22 protein-coding genes, 2 pseudogenes, 1 riboswitch and 1 other annotated feature (1 of these 26 running past the window's edge) are annotated in these 25,751 nt (G+C 35.1%); of the genes and pseudogenes, 10 read left to right on the top strand and 14 right to left on the bottom strand.

The window, feature by feature from the left end; all coding sequences use genetic code 11:
* Nucleotides 1-393: a sequence feature (16S ribosomal RNA rRNA prediction is too short), on the bottom strand (it extends 149 nt beyond the left edge of the window).
* A 738-nt stretch (nt 394-1,131) separates the two neighbouring features.
* Nucleotides 1,132-1,512, top strand: coding sequence for a CBO0543 family protein (locus BKP45_RS05805; protein WP_245747386.1), 381 nt, complete (start codon nt 1,132-1,134; stop codon nt 1,510-1,512).
* A 336-nt stretch (nt 1,513-1,848) separates the two neighbouring features.
* Here the strand turns inward: BKP45_RS05805 and BKP45_RS05810 are convergent, their stop codons facing one another.
* From BKP45_RS05810 to BKP45_RS05825, 4 genes and pseudogenes are all read right to left on the bottom strand, one after another.
* Nucleotides 1,849-2,262 carry a GNAT family N-acetyltransferase gene (locus BKP45_RS05810; RefSeq protein ID WP_071388748.1) on the bottom strand — a complete coding sequence of 138 codons (414 nt, stop codon included), beginning with the start codon at nt 2,260-2,262 and terminating at the stop codon, nt 1,849-1,851.
* Between the two features lie 173 nt (nt 2,263-2,435).
* Nucleotides 2,436-2,710: pseudogene (tnpA, locus tag BKP45_RS23525) on the bottom strand (IS200/IS605 family transposase).
* 76 nt (nt 2,711-2,786) lie between these two features.
* Complete coding sequence (locus BKP45_RS05820) at nt 2,787-3,035, bottom strand: response regulator (RefSeq protein WP_071388749.1); 249 nt, start codon at nt 3,033-3,035, stop codon at nt 2,787-2,789.
* Complete coding sequence (locus BKP45_RS05825) at nt 3,035-4,105, bottom strand: sensor histidine kinase (RefSeq protein WP_071388750.1); 1,071 nt, start codon at nt 4,103-4,105, stop codon at nt 3,035-3,037. Before BKP45_RS05825 ends, BKP45_RS05820 begins: the two co-directional genes overlap by 1 nt.
* Before the next feature lie 693 nt (nt 4,106-4,798).
* Here BKP45_RS05825 and scfA point away from each other — a divergent pair.
* Together scfA and scfB are read left to right on the top strand one after the other, a co-directional pair.
* Nucleotides 4,799-4,948: a six-cysteine ranthipeptide SCIFF gene (gene scfA, locus BKP45_RS21455; RefSeq protein ID WP_084034571.1), complete on the top strand. Its 150-nt coding sequence runs from the start codon at nt 4,799-4,801 to the stop codon at nt 4,946-4,948.
* A gap of 76 nt (nt 4,949-5,024) precedes the next feature.
* On the top strand, nt 5,025-6,407 hold the full coding sequence (gene scfB / locus BKP45_RS05830) for a thioether cross-link-forming SCIFF peptide maturase (protein ID WP_071388751.1): 1,383 nt from the start codon (nt 5,025-5,027) through the stop codon (nt 6,405-6,407).
* 685 nt (nt 6,408-7,092) lie between these two features.
* Here scfB and BKP45_RS05835 read toward each other — a convergent pair.
* Nucleotides 7,093-7,749 (bottom strand): HAD family hydrolase, encoded by a 657-nt coding sequence (locus tag BKP45_RS05835; RefSeq protein WP_071388752.1) that lies wholly within the window; start codon nt 7,747-7,749, stop codon nt 7,093-7,095.
* Between the two features lie 735 nt (nt 7,750-8,484).
* Nucleotides 8,485-10,752 carry an AAA domain-containing protein gene (locus tag BKP45_RS05840; protein WP_071388753.1) on the bottom strand — a complete coding sequence of 756 codons (2,268 nt, stop codon included), beginning with the start codon at nt 10,750-10,752 and terminating at the stop codon, nt 8,485-8,487.
* A 593-nt stretch (nt 10,753-11,345) separates the two neighbouring features.
* Here BKP45_RS05840 and BKP45_RS05845 point away from each other — a divergent pair.
* The 3 genes from BKP45_RS05845 to BKP45_RS05855 all read left to right on the top strand — a co-directional run bounded on the left by BKP45_RS05845 (nt 11,346) and on the right by BKP45_RS05855 (nt 14,637).
* Nucleotides 11,346-12,794 carry a SulP family inorganic anion transporter gene (locus BKP45_RS05845; RefSeq protein ID WP_071388754.1) on the top strand — a complete coding sequence of 483 codons (1,449 nt, stop codon included), beginning with the start codon at nt 11,346-11,348 and terminating at the stop codon, nt 12,792-12,794.
* A 16-nt stretch (nt 12,795-12,810) separates the two neighbouring features.
* Nucleotides 12,811-13,224 (top strand): universal stress protein, encoded by a 414-nt coding sequence (locus BKP45_RS05850; RefSeq protein ID WP_071388755.1) that lies wholly within the window; start codon nt 12,811-12,813, stop codon nt 13,222-13,224.
* A gap of 317 nt (nt 13,225-13,541) precedes the next feature.
* A riboswitch (glycine riboswitch) is annotated at nt 13,542-13,636 on the top strand.
* Between the two features lie 383 nt (nt 13,637-14,019).
* Nucleotides 14,020-14,637: a trimeric intracellular cation channel family protein gene (locus BKP45_RS05855; RefSeq protein ID WP_071388756.1), complete on the top strand. Its 618-nt coding sequence runs from the start codon at nt 14,020-14,022 to the stop codon at nt 14,635-14,637.
* A gap of 230 nt (nt 14,638-14,867) precedes the next feature.
* Here the strand turns inward: BKP45_RS05855 and BKP45_RS05860 are convergent, their stop codons facing one another.
* The gene (locus BKP45_RS05860) at nt 14,868-15,287 is read right to left on the bottom strand and encodes a GNAT family N-acetyltransferase (protein WP_071388757.1); all 420 of its coding nucleotides are present in this window, start codon (nt 15,285-15,287) and stop codon (nt 14,868-14,870) included.
* A gap of 702 nt (nt 15,288-15,989) precedes the next feature.
* Between BKP45_RS05860 and BKP45_RS05865 the strand changes: the two genes are divergently transcribed.
* A complete protein-coding gene (locus BKP45_RS05865; protein WP_071388758.1) occupies nt 15,990-16,424 on the top strand; it encodes a DUF2663 family protein in 435 nt (144 codons plus the stop codon).
* Nucleotides 16,425-16,538: 114 nt separating this feature from the next.
* Here the strand turns inward: BKP45_RS05865 and BKP45_RS05870 are convergent, their stop codons facing one another.
* Both BKP45_RS05870 and BKP45_RS05875 read right to left on the bottom strand, forming a co-directional pair.
* The gene (locus tag BKP45_RS05870) at nt 16,539-18,212 is read right to left on the bottom strand and encodes a hypothetical protein (protein ID WP_139193744.1); all 1,674 of its coding nucleotides are present in this window, start codon (nt 18,210-18,212) and stop codon (nt 16,539-16,541) included.
* Nucleotides 18,213-18,247: 35 nt separating this feature from the next.
* Complete coding sequence (locus BKP45_RS05875) at nt 18,248-18,670, bottom strand: SEC-C metal-binding domain-containing protein (protein ID WP_071388760.1); 423 nt, start codon at nt 18,668-18,670, stop codon at nt 18,248-18,250.
* Nucleotides 18,671-18,964: 294 nt separating this feature from the next.
* Between BKP45_RS05875 and BKP45_RS05880 the strand changes: the two genes are divergently transcribed.
* Nucleotides 18,965-19,465, top strand: a complete 501-nt coding sequence (locus BKP45_RS05880; RefSeq protein ID WP_071388761.1) for a cation:proton antiporter regulatory subunit — start codon at nt 18,965-18,967, stop codon at nt 19,463-19,465.
* A gap of 5 nt (nt 19,466-19,470) precedes the next feature.
* Nucleotides 19,471-20,631 carry a cation:proton antiporter gene (locus BKP45_RS05885; protein ID WP_071388762.1) on the top strand — a complete coding sequence of 387 codons (1,161 nt, stop codon included), beginning with the start codon at nt 19,471-19,473 and terminating at the stop codon, nt 20,629-20,631.
* A gap of 172 nt (nt 20,632-20,803) precedes the next feature.
* On the opposite strand, the pseudogene BKP45_RS21460 reads toward BKP45_RS05885, so the two are convergent.
* A pseudogene (locus BKP45_RS21460) lies at nt 20,804-21,024 on the bottom strand (HPr(Ser) kinase/phosphatase); the annotation flags it as partial.
* 272 nt (nt 21,025-21,296) lie between these two features.
* Between BKP45_RS21460 and BKP45_RS05890 the strand changes: the two are divergent.
* The gene (locus BKP45_RS05890; RefSeq protein WP_071388763.1) at nt 21,297-22,085 is read left to right on the top strand and encodes a histidinol-phosphatase HisJ family protein; all 789 of its coding nucleotides are present in this window, start codon (nt 21,297-21,299) and stop codon (nt 22,083-22,085) included.
* Between the two features lie 251 nt (nt 22,086-22,336).
* On the opposite strand, the gene BKP45_RS05895 is transcribed toward BKP45_RS05890, so the two are convergent.
* Genes BKP45_RS05895 through nikB form a run of 4 tightly spaced genes read right to left on the bottom strand, consistent with a single transcriptional unit; the run spans nt 22,337 to nt 25,727 of the window.
* Nucleotides 22,337-23,110 (bottom strand): ABC transporter ATP-binding protein, encoded by a 774-nt coding sequence (locus BKP45_RS05895; RefSeq protein ID WP_071388764.1) that lies wholly within the window; start codon nt 23,108-23,110, stop codon nt 22,337-22,339.
* Between the two features lie 3 nt (nt 23,111-23,113).
* Nucleotides 23,114-23,929 carry an ABC transporter ATP-binding protein gene (locus BKP45_RS05900; RefSeq protein ID WP_071388765.1) on the bottom strand — a complete coding sequence of 272 codons (816 nt, stop codon included), beginning with the start codon at nt 23,927-23,929 and terminating at the stop codon, nt 23,114-23,116.
* Nucleotides 23,926-24,777, bottom strand: a complete 852-nt coding sequence (gene nikC / locus BKP45_RS05905; RefSeq protein WP_071388766.1) for a nickel transporter permease — start codon at nt 24,775-24,777, stop codon at nt 23,926-23,928. Before nikC ends, BKP45_RS05900 begins: the two co-directional genes overlap by 4 nt.
* Nucleotides 24,777-25,727 (bottom strand): nickel ABC transporter permease, encoded by a 951-nt coding sequence (nikB, locus tag BKP45_RS05910; RefSeq protein ID WP_071388767.1) that lies wholly within the window; start codon nt 25,725-25,727, stop codon nt 24,777-24,779. Before nikB ends, nikC begins: the two co-directional genes overlap by 1 nt.
* Nucleotides 25,728-25,751: the final 24 nt, after the last annotated feature.

The following is a 25,751-nucleotide window of genomic DNA, read 5'->3' on the forward strand; positions in this document are numbered from 1 at the left end:
TCCGTCAGACTTTCGTCCATTGCGGAAGATTCCCTACTGCTGCCTCCCGTAGGAGTCTGGGCCGTGTCTCAGTCCCAGTGTGGCCGATCACCCTCTCAGGTCGGCTACGCATCGTCGCCTTGGTAAGCCGTTACCTTACCAACTAGCTAATGCGACGCGGGCCCATCCTGTAGTGTTAGGTAAACCCAACTTTTACTTTGGAACCATGAGGTTCCAAAGATTATCCGGTATTAGCTTCGGTTTCCCGAAGTTATCCCAGTCTACAGGGCAGGTTGCCCACGTGTTACTCACCCGTCCGCCGCTAACTCTCATAAAGCAAGCTTTAATTGAGTTCGCTCGACTTGCATGTATTAGGCACGCCGCCAGCGTTCGTCCTGAGCCAGGATCAAACTCTCCATAAAAGTGTTTGATAAAGCTCAAAATAAAACATTGACGAGATATTTACTATCTCTTTTTGTCTAGCTTCAGACACCACCAACTCGAGACACTTCAGTTCATCAAACGAAGTCCAAAACCCGACTTCTTATTGCTGACCTTCCAGTGCTTTTCGTTGATAAGCGGGTGTCTTCCGCCTTTCATATTCGCTTGGCTGTGTGTTCAGTTTTCAAAGAACCATCTTTTTTTAATTTGCGTCGTTGTTTTCAAACGACAAGAGTTATTGTAACATAACAATTAGTTCCGCGCAAGTTATTTTCGAAACTTTTTCCAAACAACCACTTAACTAATCGCCTTTGTTATAGCGACAAGAAGTATAATACCACACTAAACTATTCAGCGCAATAGTTTCCCCAAAAATTAAATCTTAAGAATTACTCTCGCCATTTTTGACGAAACGAAGTAATTCTGCGCAAAAATGAGAATAGCATGACAGATATATTAATTTATCATACTACTATCTAAATGGCAACAAAAATTTTTCACAAGAAAAGCGCAAGCGCCTTGGTCACGAGCGATAGGCGCTGAAGCTAGACAGTTTCCAAGTTAGAAATTTATAAAGCTGAACTTCAATCAGTGGGGGTTTTCCTTCATCCCCCACTGATTGTTAGTTTAACTCATACCACAAGCATAAATAAATCAACACAAGGACCAGCGAACACCGAAAGACTATTATTAAAATAAGGAGGTGCTTAGATGAGGGATAGACCTTTATTAAATATAATTACACTCATAGGAGTAAGGGGATGGGCTTTTTTATTTCGTAGAAAAGGAGATTTAAAAGACTGGTTTATTATTTATCTCTTTAAAACATTAGTTTCTACTTTAATTGATGGCCCGGTAATAAAGAAAAAATATGTCCAATATCCAAAGAGGTATTTCCCTACCTTATTTGACTCAAACATTGCATTTCTTTATTTGTTGTTTCCTTTGTCATGTGTCATTTACAATCAATTTACATATAAGATGAACCCTTTAAAAACATTCTTAAGTGTGTTCTTATTTAGTGCCTCAATAGCTCTAGTTGAAAATCGGCTTGAAAAGAACACAAACCTCGTAAGGTTGCCTAAAGGTTGAATGGGCTTTATAGTTTTTTCTGTTCTGTCATCTACATTTTGGATTGTTCGATTATTTGTTGAAGGAATTCGTTTTTTAGATAAAAAAACAGACAAATGAGGACTTTAAGAGTAACATTGTTACATAATTAACAAATGTTTTATTAAGAAATATAGGACAGTGAACAGGCCTATTTTCGCTAATGTAAACTCATTAATTGAATCTCAATTGTTAAAAATGTCTAGCTTACACTAGAAGTAAATTATTGAGTAACATTCTTCCCTTCTTTAATATATACACTAAACACTGCGAACAAAATTCAAAAAGCTCAGTGATTTCGATCTTTTCACTGAGCTTTTACATTTTAAATACCATTGCTGGTGCGTCCAGTTCTCTTTCCTCAAATCCTAACTTTTTATAAAAATGCTGTTTTCCCTTAGCGGAAAAAAGTTGGATCGTCTGAATGTCTTCTTCCTTACATTTCTTCAGTAGTTCTTTAATCACTAGTTTACCAAGTCCTTGATTTTGATAATTTGGATGAACCATTACATCACAGATTAACGACTGATAAATCCCATCAGAAATCATTCGTCCGAATGCAACAAGCTGTTCTTGATCATAAATTGAGATACAATACCAACTATTATTCGCCGCTTGAAACAACTGTTCTTTTGTGTATGTTCCCTTCTTACTTTTAATTAGCCCACTTGATTCATGTAGATCAGCGAATTGCTCAAAAGCAGGAAGATTATCCGTCACATTATAATTCATTATCATTCACCTTCAATATAATCTCGTTTATAATAATATTTATACAACGAAACGAATAATAATTCAATAGTTTTTTATTTTTATAATCTTTTCTTAAACGACCAAAGTCGTAAATAATGACTCAAGTCATCTCAAAGTAAATAATGCTTAAGCAAATTTAATTATGACTTAACTCATTCTTCAACCGTAAATATGTCGTTCTTTTCTCCACCAAACTGATTGGCAGGATAACTTCTAATTATTTCTTCATCTGCATTCCCTACAGTCGCACAAAAATACCCTCTTGCCCACAAGTATTGACCCCAATATTTCTTTTCAATTCTGGAAATTGATCTTGAAGTAACCTTGATGATCTCCCTTTTAGATATTGCATAATTTTACTAGGGGCAAGACTCGGTGGACAGGATAACAATAAGTGTATTTGATCTTTACCAACACTTCCTTGCAATATTGTAATTCCACTCGCTTCACATCCTTACCTAATTAATTCGCGTGTTCTTATAGCTATCGGTACTTGTAACACCTTATGTTAGTAAAAGAATCGCACAATCAGAAAACCTCTTAATAATTGATGCTGCTTTTACACCATTCATTTCCGGCATTTTTACATATATTATTATTAAATCAGGTTGCAAAGCTTGGGCCTTTTCAATAGCTTCGTTGCTATTTCTCCCTTCGCCTACAACGTCATATCCATTTTCTTCGAGCATTTCTTTCAAATCTAATCTAGTTATCGGTTCATCATCGACGATTAAAACCTTTACATGTTTCATTAGATCTCCTTGTCTATAAAGGGAAACGTGACTGTTACAGCTGTCCCTTTATTTGAAGAAAAATTGAAGATTACACCTTGTAGTTGTTCCTCAACTAACATTTCGACGATTTTAAAGCCTAATGACGATTTTTTTATTGGACTCGTATTACAGATTCCACATCCGTCATCGATAACGGCTATATTAATCATTTGCTTTCGGCACTTTACTTCAATTTTTATGTTGCCACCCGAACTCGATTGAAAAGCATGCTTAATACAATTTTGAACAAGCTCGATTACAACCAAGGCAAGTGAGGTAGCTTTTTCCGCTGGTAAACATATAGTTTCTCCTTTAACCGAAAGCTTTATTTCTTTCTCCGGATTGCTAGAGGAAGCAATTAACAATGATGCAATTCGCTCCAAAACATATTTAACATCGGTACTTTCAATACCATTTTGAGCTAAATATTCGTGAATCATAGCCATACTAGAAATTCGGTCGGTACTATCTTGTAATACATCAGCAACTTCCTTTGTAGAAGCACGCAGCATTCGTAAACGGAGCATACTGGAAATTACTTGCAAATTATTTTTCACTCGGTGGTGAATTTCTTGAATAGTGATTTGTTTGACTAACTGCTGTGTTTCTTCATTAGAATTCTTTAAAAATGTTTTAATTTTCTTTTCATTTTCAATGTCTTGTGAGATGTCCGATTCTTTAATCAACACCGCAATTGTCTTTCCTACTCCATCAGTAATAGGGACAATATCTTGTTGCATAACAACATTTTCTTGACTAATACCCCGCGAACGAAGAATTGGTTTACCAGTCTTTAAACTAAACATTACGCCTGGTTCAGATTCTTCAAGAGCAATTTCCCCTAAAACACTATTGTGATACAATGATTTCGTAGTTCTAGGATTTGCCTCAGCAACAACCAACGCTGTTTCTTCAGATAGAAGGCAGTCTATGAACACATCTGCTTGTGAAATATCAGCTATAATTTGTAAATTTTTCGATACATTAATTAAAATATTTATCTGTTCATCTGTTAAACTAACTCTCTTTAAACTTTCAAAGTGTATCATGTTTATCAATCCTTCACTAAAACAATAAATTTACACTTTATTAGTATAAAGTATTGATTTCGACTTTACAATTTGAAATAACCTGCTACACTGCTCTATTATCGTATTCCTCTGTTTCACTTATATCCTCTTCTAGATACTCATTCAATCCAATTATTCCTTGCTTTCGATCTTCTTCCTCTAATTCCAATGAATAAAAACGTAATCCAAGAGCAATTGCTAATACAAAAACTATAAGTCGTATTAAGTTAACGAAGATGTACCAAAACCTAGAGCCATTTATTTAGATTCACTAGTCATCTACATCCATAACTAATCAAATTAATCATCATGGGGCAACTCTCTTCCCTCACCCTTGTTTAGGAAAAAAGATGAGAATTTTTTCTAACATACCCTATTTTAAAGCGCATATATATTTATGAGTGATTATTTTCGATAATGAACTTATCACTATTACCACAGTGTTATCGATGATAATTCTACGATACTATTGATATACCATATAAAGGTTATTAGATAAATAAATAAAGAAATATAATAGTATTAACTTATATTAATTAAACAAATTCCATGCAACATCAAGGATTGACGGAAACATAAGGTGTTGATAATATTATTATTGGGAACTAGTGTGAAAACATCACAAAATTAACACATATTTCTTCAAAAAATAATGAAAAGGTTGTGGCATTTATGAAAAGAATCGTAACAATTAGCACTCGTAAACTGAATGAAACTGCATTATACGGTGGGTGTGGCGCATGTCAAACATCTTGCCAATCTGCATGTAAAACGTCTTGCGGTGTTGCTAATCAAAAGTGCGAAAATCCAATAAACAGATAAGAAACAAAAAATGAACCGCCCAACTATTTTACAGCTGGGCGGCAATTTTATGGACAGAAGGAGCTAGTTATCAAGTATGATTCATCAATATAAACTAAACGGATATAACATAGTGCTCGACACCTACAGTGGGGCGGTACATGTTGTCGATGAACTCGCCTATGACGTTATCGCGCTTTATGAAAAATATCCTGTGGAAGAAATCGTCAAAATCATGCTAGAAAAGTACGCCCGCAATTCAGATATTTCAGAGGCCGAAGTTCGCGAAACAATCACTGCTGTTGATGAGCTTAAAAAAGATGGACAATTATTTACGGAAGATCAATTTAAGAATCTCTCAATCGATTTAAAAAATCGTAAAACATATGTAAAAGCCCTCTGTCTCAATGTAGCACATACGTGTAACCTAACTTGCGATTATTGCTTTGCGAGCCAAGGTAAATACAATGGAAATAGAGCTATCATGAGTTATGAGGTTGGTAAAAGAACGATTGATTTCTTATTGGAAAACTCTGGACATCATCGTAATCTCGATATCGACTTCTTCGGTGGAGAACCACTTATGGCTTGGGAAGTCGTGAAGCAAATTGTCGCTTACGCAAGAAGTAAGGAAAAAGAGTTCAAAAAATCATTTCGCTTCACCTTCACTACAAATGGTATGCTCCTGAATGATGAGGTTACAGAATTTCTTAATCAGGAAATGTACAATGTCGTTTTGAGTCTAGATGGTAGAAAAGAAGTTCATAACCGCCTTCGCAAAACAGTCTCTGGAAAAGGTAGCTACGAGCAGATCGTTCCGAAATTTAAAGAGTTCATTGAAAAGCGTGGAGACAAAGAATACTATGTTCGCGGAACGTACACTCATAACAACGTTGACTTCACAAATGACATTTTCCACATTGCAGACCTTGGTTTTGACAAACTCTCTATGGAACCGGTCATCTGTGATCCGAGTGAACCATACGCGCTAACTGACGAGGACCTTCCAGAGATTTATAATCAGTATGAAATTTTAGCGAAGGAAATGCTAAACCGTCAAGAAAAAGGCAATGGATTTACTTTCTACCATTATATGCTTGACCTTTCAGAAGGCCCTTGCATTCAAAAACGAATTTCCGGTTGCGGCTCTGGAACGGAATATCTTGCTGTAACTCCATGGGGAGAGCTTTTCCCTTGTCACCAATTTGTTGGAGATGAAGAATTCAGCATGGGCAACATTTGGGATGGAATTATCAAAGCAGACATCCAAGACCAATTTAAAGAGAATAACTGCTATTCGAAGCCACATTGTGAAGGCTGCTGGGCAAAGCTTTACTGTAGTGGTGGTTGCCCTGCTAACGCACTACACTCAACAGGTTCAATTAAAGGAACTGATGACTTCAGCTGTGACATTTTCCGTAAACGTGTTGAATGTTCCATGATGGTTAAGGTAGCTGAAGCTATTAAAGCTATGGAATAAACTTGTAGAATTCTCTTTTTCGTGTGAATCACTATTTTATTAACTTAATAGTAAACTACTGAATTACGCTACTAAGATTAAAGGCGCCTACTACTTTGCTAGATTACAAGTAGAGGCGCCTTTTTTAATATTTCTTTTTTTCCTAGACTTCTTAATTAAGTCGATCAGAAATCTTTATACTTCACACACCACGTGTTAGGGGCTAAGCTCTTCTGCTTGTGGTTCTATGATTTGTCAGATATCCTTATGCAGCCACTAACAAAATTTCCAGAAGTCAACTGTGCGAAAGGGTGATTTAACTTTGAATAATCCCTTCTCTCTCCAAACCATTGATACCTAATCAAGTAAAGCGAAATTCCTTCTTATGAGCATAAGAAACTTCCCACAATGCATTAATTTGATAAGAAAGTAAACCTTATAAAATGAGTTTTTGTTTATGACGGTATAATCTTGCTTTTCCGCTCCAAAACTAAAATGTCGGTTCATACTTCCTCCCTATAATTTCTTATGACGTAAGCAGTCGCCACTTGTGAATACCATAGCCGATACGCATAAATCGAGCGACATCAATCACTGCCCCCAACTAAAGATTATCTTATGTGCGTAAATCCTGTGGTATGAACCTCATTAAAGTGTAAGTAGTTAGTACTGTTACATCACTCTACGATAATAGCAGGTATTTCACCTAACTCCTCATTAAAATCTCTTTTAATTGAGTAACACTTTTGACAATATACGTAGGGTTGAATTGACTTAATTCTTCAGAAGAACCAAATCCATAACTAACTCCAATAGAGTTAATTCCAGTATTATTTGCACCAATAATATCGTGCTTTCTATCTCCAATCATAATAAAGTCACCGAGTTCATATTCACTATATTTATCTAATATGCATTGAATGATTTCAGTTTTTGACACCCTTGTTCCATCAAGATTACTACCTACGATCAGTTCAAAATACTGGTCAATATTAAAATACTCTAGTATTTGTTCAGCAAAAACCGTAGGCTTTGATGTTGCAACAACTAACGTAAAACCTTGTTCATTTAATAAGTTTAATAGTGAGGGAATATTTGCATATAACTTATTCTCAAACATTCCTTTTTCTTTAAATCTCTGTCTAAATAGATCTATTGCGTTTTGTGTCTCTTGCTCATCAAAATTGTAAAATTCAGAAAATGAAACTTGTAATGGTGGACCTATGAAGCCTTCTAATTTATCAATATCAGGCTCAACAATGCCCATCTTATGTAACGCATATTGAACAGATTTCGTTATTCCTATTTTAGGGTCTGAAAGTGTTCCATCTAAATCAAACAATATTACTTTATATTTTTCCATTTCATACTCCTTTTAGTACCAATTAGTTAATCTAATATTACCATAAGTATATTTCCTTTTACGTATTTCTTTGAACTTAAAAGCCTATCACTTTACTAGATTGTAAATGGGCATCTATCAATCAGTGGAGGGAGATTCTTTCGTCCTGCACTAATGAAAGTTATTCTATATCGTACCTTCAGGGACAGCTAATCTCCTACCTAAACGACATATGTTGGTACTTCTCTTTTTAAGGATCTCTACTCGGTGGGTAGACGTTTAAGGCCAAAAGCTGTGCCTATTACATAATTAACTTTCAATAGGTTACATTACATATATAATATAAAAAGTGGGTGATACTCCATATGGTGAAAAAAAATGAAATGATTACATTAGACAGCCAAAACAAAGATCCAACTGTAGAACAAGACAATTTAGATAATTACTACAGAGGATGGGAAAGATGACCGTATTTAGTAAATAAAGTTTCCCTTAATTTTTTTATGAATTAAGAAGTAATACTGTGCTGTTGTATTTTCCTTCGAACATAGCTTACATGAGTTAAACATTACTTTGCTTATTATTAATCATCATTCATTCTTGTTGATAATCAAAACAAACTAGCTAATCAATTTACTGTAAACTTTCGATTATTCTTTTTTTACTAATAAGAAAGAGGTCACGTATCAACAACGATACGTGACCTCTTTTTGCTGTCTAACCAGTATTTATTAATATTCTATGGCGAAAACACATTTATTTAAATAATGGTTGGGTACCATTTGTAACAGTTGATTTGCCCGTTATTAATAAGCATGATAGAAATTGTTCCACAAATTTATTCGAGTCAAGTCTTACGGCAACGTATGGGGGATGACTCATTTTCGCAGCTTCCAATGGAAGGCCTAACCAAAGAAATTGGCGATCAATCAACACAAATGGGAATGGTAGATCCTCATTTATATACTCTACCTTATGGTTTAAGGTTAACGGTTGTTCTGAAATAATCTTCACTTTTACTTTAGAATGTGTAGCTGCTATCTGCTCACGCCACTCATTTGGTAGAGCCATTTGACTCGGTAGTGAGATGATAATCGACGTTCTTGCTTGTTTTAGATCCTGAAACACACGGTCTAATTTTAAAGCGTGCATCCATTGTAGATGTGGGTGCTGATTTTTAATCCACGTACCTATTTTTTGATGAGTGATCGTTTGTCCTTGTCGTTCTTGATGATCAACTAATTGCCGAATCGTTTTACCCGGATAGATATTGTTTTTTACAAAGCTACGATCTGTGACCTGTATAAACTTCCCCTTTGTTCTTGTAATAGCTACGTTCACGAGGCGTTCACTATCTTTTCCTGTCAAGAGCATACCCGGACGTTCTTGTGGGTTACTATCGACTGTATCAAAAATCATGACATCTCGTTCACTACCCTGAAACCTATGAACGGTTGCAGAAATAATATTAGCTTCTATCCGTTCCTTTTCATACACACTTCCTAAAAGCTGATCCATCAACATCGCTTGAGCTCTGTAAGGTGTTACGTACCCAATCGATCTCGCCCCAGCGGTGTAAGCTTCGTGTATTAATTGAAAAGAAAGAAACAGTTGCCATACATTTATTCTTGATTTTGACGATTTCTCTTGAATACAGTGCCGCCCAGTAAAACTTGTGTCCACTAAAATAGATGCCATATTCATAAACGGAGCCCGCGTAACTAAATCATTTCGCTTATTTTTCATGCTGGGGTGATCATACACTTTTGCAAGATAAATGTACTCATTTGTAAAAGCTGAAATTTGAGGATGCATACGACGCTGCTCTTTTAATAACATTAGATGTGGATGTAATTGGTCATCATTTAAAGCTTCCACTACGCCTGCGCAATGAAAAATATCTTCTTTTAGCCATTTATCAACTAACTCATGCCTAGCTGCAGCAATTGGTGGTAATTGCTTAAAGTCACCAGATATAATGACTCGTTTTCCTAGAGATGCTGCAAACGCAGCTTGTGGAACATATGCCATACTAGCTTCATCCATGATGACAAGGTCGTAATCTTTTTCATAAATTGCACCGTCTGTTGCCGCCTTTGCTAATGTAGTGCCGATAATTTGTGCTTTTTTTAGAAAACTTAATTCTTTTTGTCTGATTTTTTCTTGCAAGGAAGCTAGTTTTTTTTCCGTTGCAAGAAGCGTCTCACTATCACGCTTACTGAACGAATTAGATAAATCATGTTTTAATAATCGTCTTTCTTCTAACACCAAATCTCTTTCTTTCGCGAGTCTTGGCTCACGTTTTTTAAGTAACATTTCTGTTGTAATCGGTTCTGTCATCGACTGCTTTGAACCCGTACCATAACGAAGTACATCGCCATCTATAAACTTGGATTTTTTTGTTAAAAAATCAACAATTTCTTTCAGTAGTACATCGACTGCTTGATTACTATTGGATAGTATTAGCACCCGTTTTCCTTGAAAATATTTATTTGAAGCTACTCGAGCGAGCGTGTAAGTTTTACCTGTTCCTGGTGGTCCCCAAACAAAAGTTGTTGGGTTATATTTTGATCGATAGAATAGTTCGTGAGAGTTGGTTTTCAATTTGTCGAGTGGGTGTTTCGGCTCCTCGGTTGGTTCCATTAATTGCTTAATTCGACTACGCTTCTTCTTACTTTTTTTACATTCATCAATACGATCGATGAGTTCTTCTAAGAGCTCCCACGGATCATGATAAAGGATTGCCTCATCAATTAAATCGCCTAACGATTGTTCAAGTGACAAAAGCAAATTATTTCCCTCAGAAGACAACATCCTCCCCTCTACTCTTCGATTTTTCCACTGTAAACAAATACTTGAACCGACTGGAATAGAAATCGGTACAGACGTTTCAAAATAGTAAGTAAACCCTTTATCACTCAATACTAAATGCCCATTTTTTAACGTATATTTTGTACTTCCGTATTTTTTCAAATGATTAATTTCTATATAAAGTGCTTGTTGCCACTCTTTTAAGTATTCCATTACACTCTTCCTTACATTAAAAATGTTTACTAAAATAAACACTCGAAATGGTATCGAATGTTTTCCTCAAATAATTAATTATAACGTAAACTGATATCTTTCGCTTTATTTTCCATAATTTACATTATTAGCGGTGACTATACTGCCATTTTTAAACATTCGCGGACACCATAGCCCTTATATCACGAAAATCATTTCTGAACTCGTTTCAGCAAGCTGAAACATCGGAAAATCCCACCTACGCTTTCAGCCTAAAAAAAATTCAGAAAAATTGCCATTACAAGTTCAAATCAGCAATTTGATGTCCGCAAAAATCAATTTTTACGTCATCTTTCCTAAATAAGGTCCACTGTGTCTGCACCATTTGTTTTACCTGCTAATTTTAAACATGCAGATGTTTCATTTCTTTCTAAAATACCTTTTTACAAGGTTGAAATCGGTAATATCATATTCGCACACTATTTTTTTCAAAGCCTATCTCCTCACCACTCCTACTGGCAAACACCTTAAACAATTCCTTCAACTATTTACCAATATAAACCCTTCAATAATATCACAAATTAAAAAAAGACTTATTTAAGAGGGGGTTTATTATGAATACGATAAAAAAACAATGGTTTGGAAATGTTAGAGGGGATATACTGGCGGGGATCGTTGTGGCTCTTGCTTTAATTCCTGAAGCCATTGCTTTTTCTATTATTGCAGGAGTGGATCCAATGGTTGGATTGTATTCTTCCTTCCTAATCCCTTTAGTCATCGCTTTTGTAGGTGGCAGACCAGGTATGATTTCAGCTGCTACAGGGGCAATGGCACTACTAATGATTGATCTTGTGGCACGCTTTGGTTTAGAATATTTATTAGCTGCAACGATCTTAACAGGAGTTTTGCAGATTATATTCGGTCTCTTAAAACTTGCACGTTTCATGAAATTTATCCCACGTTCAGTAATGGTGGGCTTCGTAAATGCGTTAGCCATTCTCATTTTCATGGCGCAAATTCCCCACCTTTTTGGGCAAGGTTGGCTTGTATTAGCCTTAGCTAGTGCAACACTAGCGATCATCTATTTATTTCCTTATATCACAAAGGCAATTCCGTCTACTCTAATAGCCATTGTTGTGATCACAGGATTTACAATGTTTTACGGGTTAAATGTGTTTACTGTAGGAGATATGGGAACATTGACGCGAACATTGCCGGTTTTTCTTTTACCACAAGTCCCGTTATCATATGAGACATTAGCGATCATTTTTCCTTATGCACTCGCTTTAACAGTAGTTGGTATTCTTGAGTCTCTTTTAACCGCTTCCATTGTTGATGATATGACGGATACGGATAGTAATAAAAATAGAGAAAGCCGCGGACAAGGAATCGCTAATATTGTTGCAGGTTGTTTTGGTGGAATGGCCGGATGTGCGATGATCGGACAATCGGTTATTAATGTAAAATCAGGTGGTCGAGGAAGATTATCAACCTTAGTCGCTGGAACAGTTCTAATCCTTTTAATTATTTTATTAGGAAACATTGTCGTACGAATACCAATGGCAGCATTAGCTGGTGTAATGGTGATGGTTTCTATTAGTACGTTTGATTGGAATTCCTTACGAACCTTACTTATTGTTCCGGCTACTGATTCTATTGTGATGGTCGTGACCGTTGTTACTGTAGTAGTTACACATGACCTTTCCAAAGGGGTTTTTGCTGGTATCTTATTAAGCGCTATCTTCTTTGTGTCAAAAATTTCAAAGGTAACAATTGAAAGCAAATTAGATCCAACTAAGAAAAAACGAACGTACTTTATTAAAGGACAATTATTTTTTGCCTCTGTTACTGAGCCTATTGCAGAATTTGATTTTAAGGAAGACTTAAATGAAGTCGAACTAAACTTTACTCATGCACATATTTGGGATGACTCAGCAGTTGCTGCAATGGAAAAAATCATTACGAAGTTTGAAGAAAACAAAACAAATGTTGAAGTGACAGGACTAAATGAAGCCAGTACACTATTAGTCAATAAATTAAGACATAAATTAAGCAGCCATTAAAAAAGGAGGTAAATATATGTTTAATAAAATTTTATTAGCTTCGGACGGTTCTGAATATGCCATTCGTGCCACAGAGAAAGCGATGGAAGTTGCAAAATGTAACAATGAAGCTGTCATACACATTGTCTATGTCGCCGATGACTCGAAAGGTGATGTACTACAAAATTGGAATACTGCCGGAGCCCAAAATAAACGAAAAGAAAAAATAAAGCCGAGTGTAGAAAAAGTAGAATCTGCAAATATAAAATATGAAGTGAAATATTTACACGGCGAACCCGGACCAGCAATCGTCAAACATGCAAATGAGAATGATTTTGACCTCGTTGTCGTCGGAAGTAGAGGTCGTAATCGATTGCAAGAATTAGTTCTTGGTAGCGTCAGTCATAAAGTAGCTAAAAGAGCCAATTGTGCTGTAATGATTATCAAATAAAGTTGAACTTCAATCAGTGGTGGTTTTCTTTCATCCCCCACTGATTGTTAGTTTAACTTATACCACAGGATAAACAAAAATAAAGGCTTGCTTTAGAGGTACAAAAAACTAAATGTTGGGAAATGCTCTTCATCCAACAACATTTAGTATCATAGTAGTGAAAGAAACAATTATGAAATTCATTAGAGTAAAAATTTTTAAAAAATAATATTAATCTCAATCACTTTACAAGTTTATTATATTATTTATTTTAATAATATTGACAAATCATGCAATCATCCATTATATTTTATAATTATAAAATTGAATAAGTACGTAAGACTACTGTGGGAGAGAATGTAATAATACGTCACCGAAGGGGCAAATCTTTAAAAGAGATGAATCTCTCAGGTAAAAGGACCGCTGTAGGACAATAACTCTCTGGAGAGTGCTTTATGCCACCCACGGGGACACCTTCTAACAATAGGTAAAACTCTCAGGTAAAAGGACAGAGACTATGAATATCTGTTTATTTTATACTATCAAAAAGTATAAAATTTTATGGATGATAGTATAAGAAAAGCTAAGGCTCTCGCCATTAAGACCTGGCGATAAGTCAAGTTTTTCTAATACTATCAGAAATTATAAGTTTCTAACTTGGAAACTGTCTAGCTTCAGCGCCTACGATCTCGGTCACTTCAGTCCTTTTCGGAAGCCAAAGAGCGGCTTCTGTCAAAGGCCTTCCAGTGCCTTTCGCTCGTGACCAAGGCGCTTGCGCTTTTCTTGTAATGTTTACTTATTGATAGGGGGATTTTTGTGGTTTGGGATGTATTAAATGTAATTGGAACTATTGCCTTTGCAATGAGTGGGACAATCATTGCAATGAAAGTAAAGTATGATATTATTGGCACTTATACTCTAGGCTTAATTACAGCGTTTGGTGGTGGAGCGATTAGAAACCTTCTTATAGGTGTTCCAATCATCGAATTGTGGCAACAAACAACACTTTTTATCATTGCAATTATCACCATTACTATTATTTTTCTGTTACCATATAATTTTGTTGATAGATTAAAAGAGTGGAATCTATGGAATCTCTTTGATGCAATCGGACTATCTGCATTTGCAGTTCAAGGAGCTATGCAAGCACACTCAATGGGAATGCCAATCCTAGCGATTATGTTTTCAGCTGCTATTACTGGAGCTGGTGGAGGGATTATCCGAGATGTATTAGCTCAACAAACCCCAAATGTTTTCCGTAAAGAAGTATACCTCTTATGGGCAATGATTGCTGGTTTTATTATTGGCATGGGATGGGCAGAAAAACCTTACCAATTATACACACTTTTCAGCATTATTTTACTATTACGTATCATATCATACCGGTTTAAATGGTGTTTACCGATTAGAAATTTTAATGAATTACAAGCATAATGTTATGTTTTGCAGAACATTAAGTGAAACTTCAATTAAACTATTAAGTAAGCAATCCATTTACATATGAAATAAAAACAGCTCAATTCACAATAAGTTGGGCTGTTTTTATATTGTATAGAACTACACTAATAACTCAGAACAACCGTTTATTTAAGCACAACTTCTCATATGATTTATTTTATCGGCACCAGTATACAGCCGCTAGCAATAAGTAGTCCTACTGCTCCTTAAGAGTGGGAAAAATATTTCTCCATAATTATATAAACTCTACCACCTTTAATAAATCTATTGTTCGTTTCTAACAATCCAAATTTTTTATAAAAATCGAGTTTATTTTCTCTTGCATTACACCAAATTTTTTTTACACCAAGGTTCTTCGCTTCGTTCAATACATAATCCAATAGCTTACTCCCATATCCCTTCCCTTGTTCTTCTTGAAGAGTAGCAAATTTTCGGAATTGAGCTTCTTGATTATTAATAAAAAGTGAGACACCAGAGACTAGTTTTGTTTCATGGTAAAGTCCAAAATGAATTCCGTAGTGATCGTCCTTTAACTTAATGTAGTCTATCTCTTTATCTGGCCACATCACTTTATGACGTAATTCCCATGCTTTTTCCTTATCTATTTTTGTAATTTGAAATTCCATGATACCTCCTTACTAAATCCCAAATATGATAGTAGTCTTTGTAATAATGAAACTTCCTCGTGATTGTTAGTGTTAAACTTTATGAAGAGAACTCGTTCTAGCTTCGCTAGAACATCGGAAATTCAGACGGAGTCTCAACTCCACCTGAATGGAAGTTCCCACCTACGCTACGCTTAGAGGTGGGGGTCTTTGACCCTTAAGTACAAATCAGTTTGATTAATAAGCTAAAGTATTAAAGTATGTTCTATTTTAACACCTTTTTATACTACTGTATTTAATAAAGCTGAACTAACAATCAGTGGGGGTTTTCCTTCATCCCCCACTGATTGTTAGTTCAACTTATACCACGGGCATAAGAATAACTAATCATCAGCTTCACTGATGAAAGTTATTCTATATCGGACCTTTAGGGGCAGTTTATCCCCCACCTAAACTTCTCGATTTTCTTACGTTTTGAGGTGGGGGGCTTACTTGCCCCTTAAGAGTGCGATAAATGTTTTCACAATATTTAGAAATAAATTATGTCTAACGTAAAGTTATGATAAGCTCCTATTTAACAATATCTAAATTATTCTTCGATAATATTCAAGAAGATTTGACTGCATCGTTATCTATTTAAACGAACATTTCTTTTTTCTAATTATCAACAGGTTGTACTAGAAGTGAACTTGCAACATATACATGTTTAAGAGGAGGTGTTGTATGAAAAAACCTTGGGATACTGTCAACGATCAAGCGATGAAAATGATCATTCGTGAATTAATTAAAGTACATGGAGAGTATCAAACTGCTAAAAAAAATACGATGCGTTGGTTACTAGCGTCTTATGTACCTTTATTAGCACTCGTATATATTTTTTATACTCAAGTCCAGTTTAATCTCCATAATATATTTTCTACTATAATGAGTAATAATACGATACTGATTCTTCTTTTAATTTACATTGCCTTAGCTGCAAAAGTAAAAATTAGTATGGATACAGAAAAAGAAGCAAAAAAAGATTATAAAGATATACGTGGCCAAGTTACTGATAACCTTAATAACATCTGGCGTATGAACTATGATATAGCAACTTGTAATGATATTGTTGAAGCGCTGGATAAGCAATATAAAATTAATATTAGTTACAAAGGATAAAAAAGAGCTGCTCAAAAGTACGATAACGTTTCTTTTGAAGCAGCTTTTATTTTGATTGAAAAGAAATTCTACCAAAATTATTATTTTTTATTGTCGGTATTTTAGCAAACAATTCTACCGTATCGTCACCATCATCTCTAGTAAAAATCGTTTGGCAAGTGGCGGATATACGTGATGGAGTTCAGTTATATGATAACGATCTATTTCATCTACCGCCATTTCCGCTGCAAAAATAAGACCCTGCTTCATCTCTTTTACTTCATGATCAAACAATGTGACGATATATCGTTTTTGATGAGAGTCTATTTTTTTAACCTCAATAGAATCAGTGTTACATTTCACAACTTCAAACAATCCATCTAACCGCTTATGTTTTGCTATTAATTTCGGTAAATTTATATTAGGATAATTTTCTTTGCGTCGATAAAGTATGATACTCTTCAGAGCTTCTATAGCTTCAATAAAATCAGATTCGTTTTTTTGAATGACTGAAATAACATTTTTGCCTATGTCTGTTTTGTAGCGCTTATTTAACCATTTTGCTAAAGCTTTTAAGGTACTAAATAAATCTTTCAATTGGGTTTTGTTCATGTTTTCAAATAATTGAATATAATCAACCGATAATAAATGTTCCCAAAAAACACTCGTACACTCTTCCCAACTAGTTAAAGGTGTTTCTTCAAGTAAATAGCGTAATTCATATAAACTCCCTTGATATTTACGTACTGTCGTTTCACTTTTTCCTATTGTTTTTTCTTTAAAAAATTCAAGAAGATCATTTGCATAGAAGCTATTTACTGTACTAGGTGTAAAGCCTAACTGTTCTAAAAATGGGATATCCTCTTCATCCACAAAATTCCGTACTTCTTTTTTTATAGAAGTTATCCTATTTGTTCCACCGGTCACAAAAAGTGATATTGGTAAGTTTAACTTTTTTCGAACTGTATTGAAATCAGCTGTAATTTCTACTTCACCAAATTGTTCGAATACATTTTTGAACAATTTGTATTCGGATTGTTTTAACCAAAGATCAGCTTGATCTGCTCGATCTGTTTCAATTAAACTATGTAAAGATAAATCATTATACATAGGAATAGGTTCATCTACATTTAGCAAAGTACTATTCTGTGCATATATAGAAAAATAGGCTGGTATTTGTTTATCCATTGCTATAACAGAGTTTTTAAATTCTGCCTGAAACGGAATGTTGATCTTTTTTTGCTCCATTTTCAATAGTTTTACCGGTATATTAGCCTCAACTAACGATTGAAATTCCGTTGCTTTGTCTCGTAATAAACTTGTAAATATTAGCTTTCGCTGTTTAAGCAACATCATTCCATAGACGTTACCAATACGAATCGGAAGGTTTAATTCACTATCCTCATAAACATACCAATCGCCCACCCAACTATATTGTTGCTCGTTTTGTTCGCTAGGATTAGCTTCGAATTGCTTCGACAAATAAGCCATTACTTCTTGTTCATCACATTCAATTTGATAGTGAACCGAATACTCAATAATTTCTTTTTCTTGGTGATCACCTGTGATAGTTGGTTCTGTTAATAATTCACCAACTAACTCAGGAAAATAATACGTCATTACTTCACTTGCTGAAAGATTTTCCTGTCTACAAAGCTCTTTAATTTTGGTAGCTGCAGAATGTAAGCTTTGTGGATCAACCATTACTCTTACACCATTAAAGTAATATTTATTATCAAACAACTCAAGTAAACCAAGTGTCCCATACCAAGGTAGTGGAGTTGAAATATTTTCATAGGTATTAGCCACCGGATAGCGTTCCTTTGTTAACAGATCCTCAAAAATCACAATACAATGTCTTCTTTGAATTCCACTGCTTGTACTAATTTAGGTGTTAATTGTAACCATGTTTGAAGCATTGAAGAATCACTTAATTTATTCTCCTTACCAAACCACTCTATTGTTCGAAGTCCATTTTCAAATGTATGAAAAAAATACAACCAGAATCGAAAGTATGGGTATTTTATATTTTGATCAATTTTATATTTAACTCGCTGATAGAAATAAGTCTCCAAACGAAGTTGTTCTTGATACGATATATTTTTATCAACAAAAGCCTCTAGTTTTTTTACTAGCGCATGTTTTTGTTGCAAAAAACGCTCTTCTTTAACTTCACCCATTTGGATAACGTTTTGTTTTTGCATACAGCATTTTTTGTACTTTTTCCCACTACCACATGGACATGTTTTATTGCGATTAACACTCATTTGCAACCCCTCCTAACTTCCTACTTTTTAATCATTTTAGCATTGAACGTTTTAATTTAATCGAAATGATCGAATTTAACAGGAAACATTAACTTTTTTCCAAACTGATCGACCTTCTTAAATCATCAAAACCGTTTTGGTATTAGTATTAGTAAATCCTTTCGTTTGTTGACGCTGGAGCTCGGCAATTAGATAATATATACTTGGAAGAAAAGTATTTTCTACGTATCAGTACTTAATTGAGATAATCAGCAAGGAAAAGGATACGATTTTATTAAAGGAGAGGGATTAATAATGAAAATGAAAATGACAGATTTACCTGGAGTAGGAAAAAAAATATCATTTATTAACGCCGAAAATCAGATGATGGCCATGATCATCCATCATTCAGGGAAGCGAGAATTGTACTTTTTTGAAGATGCAGATGACGATGAAGCAGTTTTTACCTTTAACCTATCATCAGAAGAAACGAAACAAATGGGAGCACAATTTTTAAATGCTACGTTAGATCCAGTTATGAATGAAAAGTTAGAACGACTTCAACTTCTACGAAAACAAGTCATCGTTGAGTGGGTCGAAATTAAAAGACAACCACAATTTACAGGAAAAACCTATATGGAATTTGAAAAATTATTACCGAACGGAGTAACCGTCGTTGGACTCTTCCACGATGACGATTTTAATGTCAGTCCAAGTGGCGATTTGACGCTTCAAAAGGGAAATACCATTATGGTCGTTGGAAAAAGGGAACCGATTGAACATTTTTTGAAAATTTGTGAAAGTGAGGCTCATTAAAAATTATGGAAATTCCTGAATTATTAGGATCTGGCCTCGTACTCCTACTATTGTTTATTACAGGATTCGTAGGGGCAAAAATGAAGATTCCTGATGTTATTATCTATATTCTATTAGGAATTGTCGTTAGTAGTTTCTTATATGGTTCCCATCTCCTTCACTTTACTGGTGAAGTTGGAATTGTTCTCTTATTTTTTATGCTAGGAATGGAGTTCCCTATTAAGCAGTTGTTAAATGTCGCAAAAAAAGTAATGAAAGCGGGAATTCTAGACGTCGTATTAAGCTTTGGTGTCACAACACTCCTTTGTATTGCAATGGGATTAGATATCATCCCTTCTTTAATCATCGGTGGTGTTGTCTACGCAACTAGTTCTTCTATCACGGCAAAAATGCTTGAAAACTCGAAACGAATGGCCAACCCAGAATCAGAATTTATGTTAGGACTTCTTATATTTGAAGATTTAGTTGCACCAATTTTAGTAGCTATTCTTGTTGGACTAACAGCCGGTGCAGCAATAACAGCTACATCCATGTCGATACTTTTACTGAAAGTTGTTGGTTTAATTGCTGGAGCCATTTTACTAGGGCATTTTTTATTTAGTAGACTTGGTCCGTTCTTTGATCGTCATATGAATAAGGATATTTTTATCTTATTTGTGATTGGATTAGCGTTAGCATACGGTGGCCTTGCCCTATTCCTAGATTTATCAGAAGTATTAGGGGCTTTTCTAGCTGGTATCATGCTTGCAGAAGTACGTAGAACCCACGAACTAGAAAAATTAGTTATTCAATCGAAAGACTTATTATTACCCCTGTTTTTCTTATATTTCGGTACAACGATTAGTTTTAATGAAGGTATCCCAATGGTTGCCTTACTTATTCTCATTCTTGTTTGGTCAATTGTTGCAAAAATCATTGTTGGATTTTACGGTGGTCAGTGGTACGGTTTATCTAAACGAGTATCCTTGAAAGCAGGTCTTTCATTAACACAGCGAGGAGAATTCTCAATTATCATCGCTACTCTAGCCGTTGGTTCTATTCAAGCATTTAGTAGTGTTTTTATATTACTTTCAGCAATGATTGGTATCATTTTATTCCAAAGTGCTCCGGTGATTTCAAAGAAAATCTACGGTAAAAAAATAGTAAAGCAACAAAAAACTGCATAAAGCAGAACTTCAAACAGGAAGTGTTTTCACCTAAACTTTTCGATTTTCTTACGTTTTGAGGTGGGGGACTATGACCCTTAAGTACAAATCAGTTTGATTAATACGAAATACAACTAAATTGAAATGGGCAGTCCTATAACTAGGTCTGCCCATTTCAATTGCTCCCGTATTAGCGTACTACATTTAGTAACCCAATACTGCGATGAGCTAGAAACTCCTTATTCTTCACATCATGAGTACCTAAAAGTGTTTGAGGACTTAATTTCTTTATGACAACAATGTCATCAGACACTAGTCGATGCCCACGCCCAATTAACGTATGAGCTGTCTCACTTTTCACTACCCCTGAATTCCCACGGACTAAGATTCGATACCAGAGACATTAACACAAACCAACATTTAGATTTATGTAGCTCCATTTTGACAATTATGAAATTCACTCATTTAAATGAATTTTCACATTAGGTAAGGACTTTTAACCAACCATAACGTTCATCCCCAATGCGAGAAGTGATAAACTATTTTAAAATTTTCTTTTGCTTATTAAATCCGCTTTTTCTATTAGCTTTTAACTAATCTTTCCCGAATTTACATTTGTATTTTCACTACTTTTATATTAAAGTTAAGAATATTTCAAAAGAACTTATTTTTCCCGGAGGTTTTTCATGTATATGTTAGATTTTCACCATCATACTAATCATTCATTTGACTCTAAAGCAGTGATGGAAGATGTTTGTAAAAATGCGATTACGAAAGGTATAAAAGAAATTTGTTTTACAGAACATTTTTCCCTTAATTTTCAATCTCCTACAAATGGCCATATTAATCTTACTAACTATTTCTCGGATATTAAAAGCTGCCAAGAAAAATTTCAAGATCAGCTCCTAATTAGAAAAGGTCTTGAAATCTGTGAGCCTCATTTATTAAAGGATTTGTATTGTAAAACGTTTGAGCCCTTAGAACTAGATTTCATTTTAGGTTCTGTGCACAACATTAATAATCGAACTTTAAGAGAGACACTAGAAAAGAAGCAATTAGCAGGATACAAGGATTATTTTCAAGAGGTTTATGAAATGGTAAGTATAGCTGACATAGATGTCGTTGCCCATCTTGATTTAATGAAACGATACGCTTACGAAGAATTTGGACTATACGACTTTACTGAATATAGAGAAATACTTGAGGCGATATTATCTAAAATAATCGAAAGAAATTTAGGTATTGAAATAAATACATCTGGACTTCGAACTTCCTTAAATGAAAGTCTCCCTTCTATTAATATTGTAAAACTTTATAAGGAACTAGGTGGAGAAATACTAACTGTAGGCTCTGATTCTCATAGCCCTGATTCAGTAGGATCATTTATAAAAGAAGCTATTGAAATGGCAAAAGAATGCGGCTTTACGTATGTCTTTTCATTTGATAAAAGAAAAGCAATTCCACATAAAATTTAGTAAACTCAAAATAAGAGGCTTCATTTTGCGGAGTTAATTTTGTTTGCGGACACAGGAGCCGTTATTTTCATAAAAAAGTCCATTTTGTAAGACACCGAGGACACAGAGTCCGTTATTTGACAAAAGTTAGATAAAATAAAGCTTGAATTAAGTTAATAGCGGAACCATGGTCCTTTTTCACCTTAAACACAAGTTTTTAATCCAAATAACGGAACCACAGTCCGCACACATACCACCCTATAACCTCATGTTTAATCTATTTCCGCTGCTTTTATAAGGGCTTTTGTATAAGGGTGGCGTTCCCGATGATAAAGTTCTTCCAAGCCAAACTGATCGACAATGGAGCCATTCTTTAAAACAATCACTTTTTCACATAAGAATGTTACAGCTCTTATGTCGTGTGAGATAAAAAGAATTGTCATATTATTTTTTTTCTGTAGTTCCTTTAGTAAATGCAAAATTTGAACTTGAACCGTAACATCTAAGCTTGCAGTTGGCTCATCACAAACAAGGAGTGATGGTTCAATACTTATTGCTCTAGCAATACTCACTCGTTGTTTTTGTCCACCACTCAACTCACCGGGATAACGGTCGACCATGTGTTTGTCTAGTCCCACCATCTCTAAAAGCACTTCTGCAATTTCTCTTTCTGAGGATCCTTCTTTCCCTAAATACGAAGGGCTAATTTCCTTAAAATTACTTAGGGGCTCTAATAAGCTTTTCCATATTGGTAGCTTAGGATTTAATGTACTAGTCGTATCTTGAAAAATCATTTGAACATTTTTACGATATTCACGTAACAGTGTTCGATTTTTTGGAGCTATTGGTTTACCATCAAAAGTAATGTTACCTTCTTTATACGGTTCTAAACCTAATAGCACTCTAGCAAGGGTGCTTTTACCACTACCACTTTCCCCTACTATTCCTATGCATTCTCCCTCTGTCGAACAAAACGAAATATTATCTAAAGCCCGAATACTTTTAGAATAGTTTTTTGATAGACGATCTACAATTAATAAACTCATAAATTAAATCACTCTTTCATTCTTATCTAATAGATTCTCGCTTGGGAGTGAAAGTAAGCATGAACATAACTTTTTCGTATACGGATGTTTATGATAACAACGAATTTGTTCAGGGTCGCCCTCTTCAACGATTTGACCTTTGTGCATGACATAGATTCGGTCTGCACGCTTATAGGCTTTGGTAAGATCATGAGTAATCATTAGAACCGCACAACCTGTTTCTTTGCGTAATTTTTCAATATAATTTAACACTTTCTCACCACTCATGACGTCTAAGGCAGTAGTTATTTCATCACAGATAAGTAAGGATGGCTTTAAAGCTAATGCCATTGCAATAGCCACACGTTGAACCTGTCCGCCACTTAATTGAAACGGATAACTTTTATACACTCGTTCAGCTTCCAAACCCATTTCTTCTAAAACTTGAATGGAGATGTTCTTTGCTTCTTTTTTTCGAATGACTTGATGTGTACAAATCGTTTCTACCATTTGCTTCCCAACCTTAATAAATGGTGTAAAACTACCTCGATAATCTTGAAAAATCATGCCAATTTCTTTACCAAGTAACTGGCGCTTTTTTTTTGAGAACATCGTTACTATATCTTCTTGATTATAAAAGATTTGACCTTGCACATTCATACTAGACGGAATAAGTCCCATAATTGCCTTAGAAGTAACACTTTTCCCACTCCCGCTTTCGCCAATAAGAGCAACGATCTCACCTTTAAATACTTCTAAGTTAACATTATTTACTATCAACTTTTCCCCCGATCTATTCTCAATATGCAAGTTTTGTATGGAGATTAAAGGCTCTATCACAAGTGGTCACTCCCTTTTCGAATATCAAAGTAATTCTTCAAACCATCCCCTAGTAAATTACAACAGAGTACCTTTAACATAATTGCTAATCCAGGATAAATCATAAGGGTAGGGATCACTTGAAAATACCCTCGTCCATCATTAAGCATTGCTCCCCATTCCGGAATAGGAGGTTGGGCTCCAAGGCCAATATAGGATAATGAAGAAATAAGAAGAATTACTTTTCCTACATCAATCGCCGCCATGACGATAATGTCTGGCATCACTTGTGGCAATAAATGCATACGGATCGTTTTAAAAGTACTAGAATGAGAGACTTTTGACACTAAAATATATTCTTTTTCTTTCTCCGTTAGTACTAATCCGCGAACTACACGTGCATACACAATCCACTTTACTAACACAATAGCAATAACAATATTCGTTAAGCTAGGTCCTAAAATTCCAGCAATGGCAATAGCTAAAATAAAGTCTGGAAACGCGAGAACTCCATCAATCACTCTCATAAAAAAAGCATCTATTTTTCCACCAACATAACCTGAAAAAAGCCCAATTGGTACACCTATACATAATGCCATTAGTATCGTAAACATACCTAAACCTATCGTTAGCTTCGCACCATAGATAAGTCTAGAAAACACATCCCTACCTAATTGATCCGTTCCGAGCCAATGCGTAGCAGAAGAACCTTGTAGCCTGTTTCCCATGTCTATTTGAAACGGGTCATGAGGAACAAGGACCCCACCGAGAAAAGTAATAACTGCTAGAAAAATAGCAATAACAATACCAAAAAACATACTAGGGTTACGAAGAAGGCTTGATTCTTTTTTCGTTACTACAACTTCCATTATGCGGCCTCCTTCCCTTGTTTTATTTGAGGATTAATAATTAAGTACATAAGGTCTACAATAAGGTTCGTAACGACAACTAATAGTCCGACAATAAGTATATAACCTTGAATAACTGGATAGTCTCGTTGCATCACAGCATTAACAATAAGGTCCCCCATGCCTGGCCACGAAAAAAGAATTTCAATCACTGTGATGCCCCCAAGAAGACTACCTATACTTAATCCAAACATCGTAACAACCGGAATGAGACTTCCTCTTAATGCATGAAAAATAAGGATCCGCTCTTTTCGCAGTCCCCTAGCCTTTGCAGCTTCAATATAAGGACTTTGTAACGTTGAAATTAGACGTTCTCGTAACAAGCGAATATATATTGGCGCCATTGCAACTCCTAGAGTAATTGATGGTAAAACAAAGTGAGCGAACGTCCCTTTCCCCATTACAGGCAGTAAATTAAGTTTTAATGAGAAAAAGTAAATTAATAACAAACCGAGCCAAAAACTTGGGACAGAAGCTCCAATTAAAGCAAACCACCTAGTTAAATAATCAGGCCAGCGATTTTCATAAATAGCTCCTACTATTCCAAATGGAATCGAAATCAAGAACAGAACTACTAGACCACCTATAGATAAAGAAATCGTAGCAGGTAACCGGTTCATAATCATTTCCAAAACTGGTTTTTTAGAAATGATTGATTCACCTAAATCAAATTGAACTACTCCCCATAACCAACGACTATATTGAATGTAAATAGGTTGATCAAAGCCATATTCCTTCATTAACCTTTCTTCTTCGGCTGTTGTTGTAATGACATCCTCAACTTTTAAAATAGCTCTAATAGGATCTCCCGGTGTGACCTTCATTAATAGAAAGGTAACGAAGGAAAGAACTAAAACCATGATGACTAGCTGAGTGATTCTGGAAGCTATGATCGATAAAATTTTATGCATGTCTTTCACCTGCCAAACCTATAA

It is taken from the genome of Anaerobacillus alkalidiazotrophicus, assembly GCF_001866055.1.

Coding starts and splice junctions, on each gene's coding strand:
- BKP45_RS05805 (WP_245747386.1), top strand. CDS start 1,132: ATGAGGGATAGACCTTTATTAAATATAATTACACTCATAGGAGTAAGG.
- BKP45_RS05810 (WP_071388748.1), bottom strand. CDS start 2,262: ATGAATTATAATGTGACGGATAATCTTCCTGCTTTTGAGCAATTCGCT.
- BKP45_RS05820 (WP_071388749.1), bottom strand. CDS start 3,035: ATGAAACATGTAAAGGTTTTAATCGTCGATGATGAACCGATAACTAGA.
- BKP45_RS05825 (WP_071388750.1), bottom strand. CDS start 4,105: ATGATACACTTTGAAAGTTTAAAGAGAGTTAGTTTAACAGATGAACAG.
- scfA (WP_084034571.1), top strand. CDS start 4,799: ATGAAAAGAATCGTAACAATTAGCACTCGTAAACTGAATGAAACTGCA.
- scfB (WP_071388751.1), top strand. CDS start 5,025: ATGATTCATCAATATAAACTAAACGGATATAACATAGTGCTCGACACC.
- BKP45_RS05835 (WP_071388752.1), bottom strand. CDS start 7,749: ATGGAAAAATATAAAGTAATATTGTTTGATTTAGATGGAACACTTTCA.
- BKP45_RS05840 (WP_071388753.1), bottom strand. CDS start 10,752: ATGGAATACTTAAAAGAGTGGCAACAAGCACTTTATATAGAAATTAAT.
- BKP45_RS05845 (WP_071388754.1), top strand. CDS start 11,346: ATGAATACGATAAAAAAACAATGGTTTGGAAATGTTAGAGGGGATATA.
- BKP45_RS05850 (WP_071388755.1), top strand. CDS start 12,811: ATGTTTAATAAAATTTTATTAGCTTCGGACGGTTCTGAATATGCCATT.
- BKP45_RS05860 (WP_071388757.1), bottom strand. CDS start 15,287: ATGGAATTTCAAATTACAAAAATAGATAAGGAAAAAGCATGGGAATTA.
- BKP45_RS05865 (WP_071388758.1), top strand. CDS start 15,990: ATGAAAAAACCTTGGGATACTGTCAACGATCAAGCGATGAAAATGATC.
- BKP45_RS05875 (WP_071388760.1), bottom strand. CDS start 18,670: ATGAGTGTTAATCGCAATAAAACATGTCCATGTGGTAGTGGGAAAAAG.
- BKP45_RS05880 (WP_071388761.1), top strand. CDS start 18,965: ATGAAAATGAAAATGACAGATTTACCTGGAGTAGGAAAAAAAATATCA.
- BKP45_RS05885 (WP_071388762.1), top strand. CDS start 19,471: ATGGAAATTCCTGAATTATTAGGATCTGGCCTCGTACTCCTACTATTG.
- BKP45_RS05890 (WP_071388763.1), top strand. CDS start 21,297: ATGTATATGTTAGATTTTCACCATCATACTAATCATTCATTTGACTCT.
- BKP45_RS05895 (WP_071388764.1), bottom strand. CDS start 23,110: ATGAGTTTATTAATTGTAGATCGTCTATCAAAAAACTATTCTAAAAGT.
- nikC (WP_071388766.1), bottom strand. CDS start 24,777: ATGGAAGTTGTAGTAACGAAAAAAGAATCAAGCCTTCTTCGTAACCCT.
- nikB (WP_071388767.1), bottom strand. CDS start 25,727: ATGCATAAAATTTTATCGATCATAGCTTCCAGAATCACTCAGCTAGTC.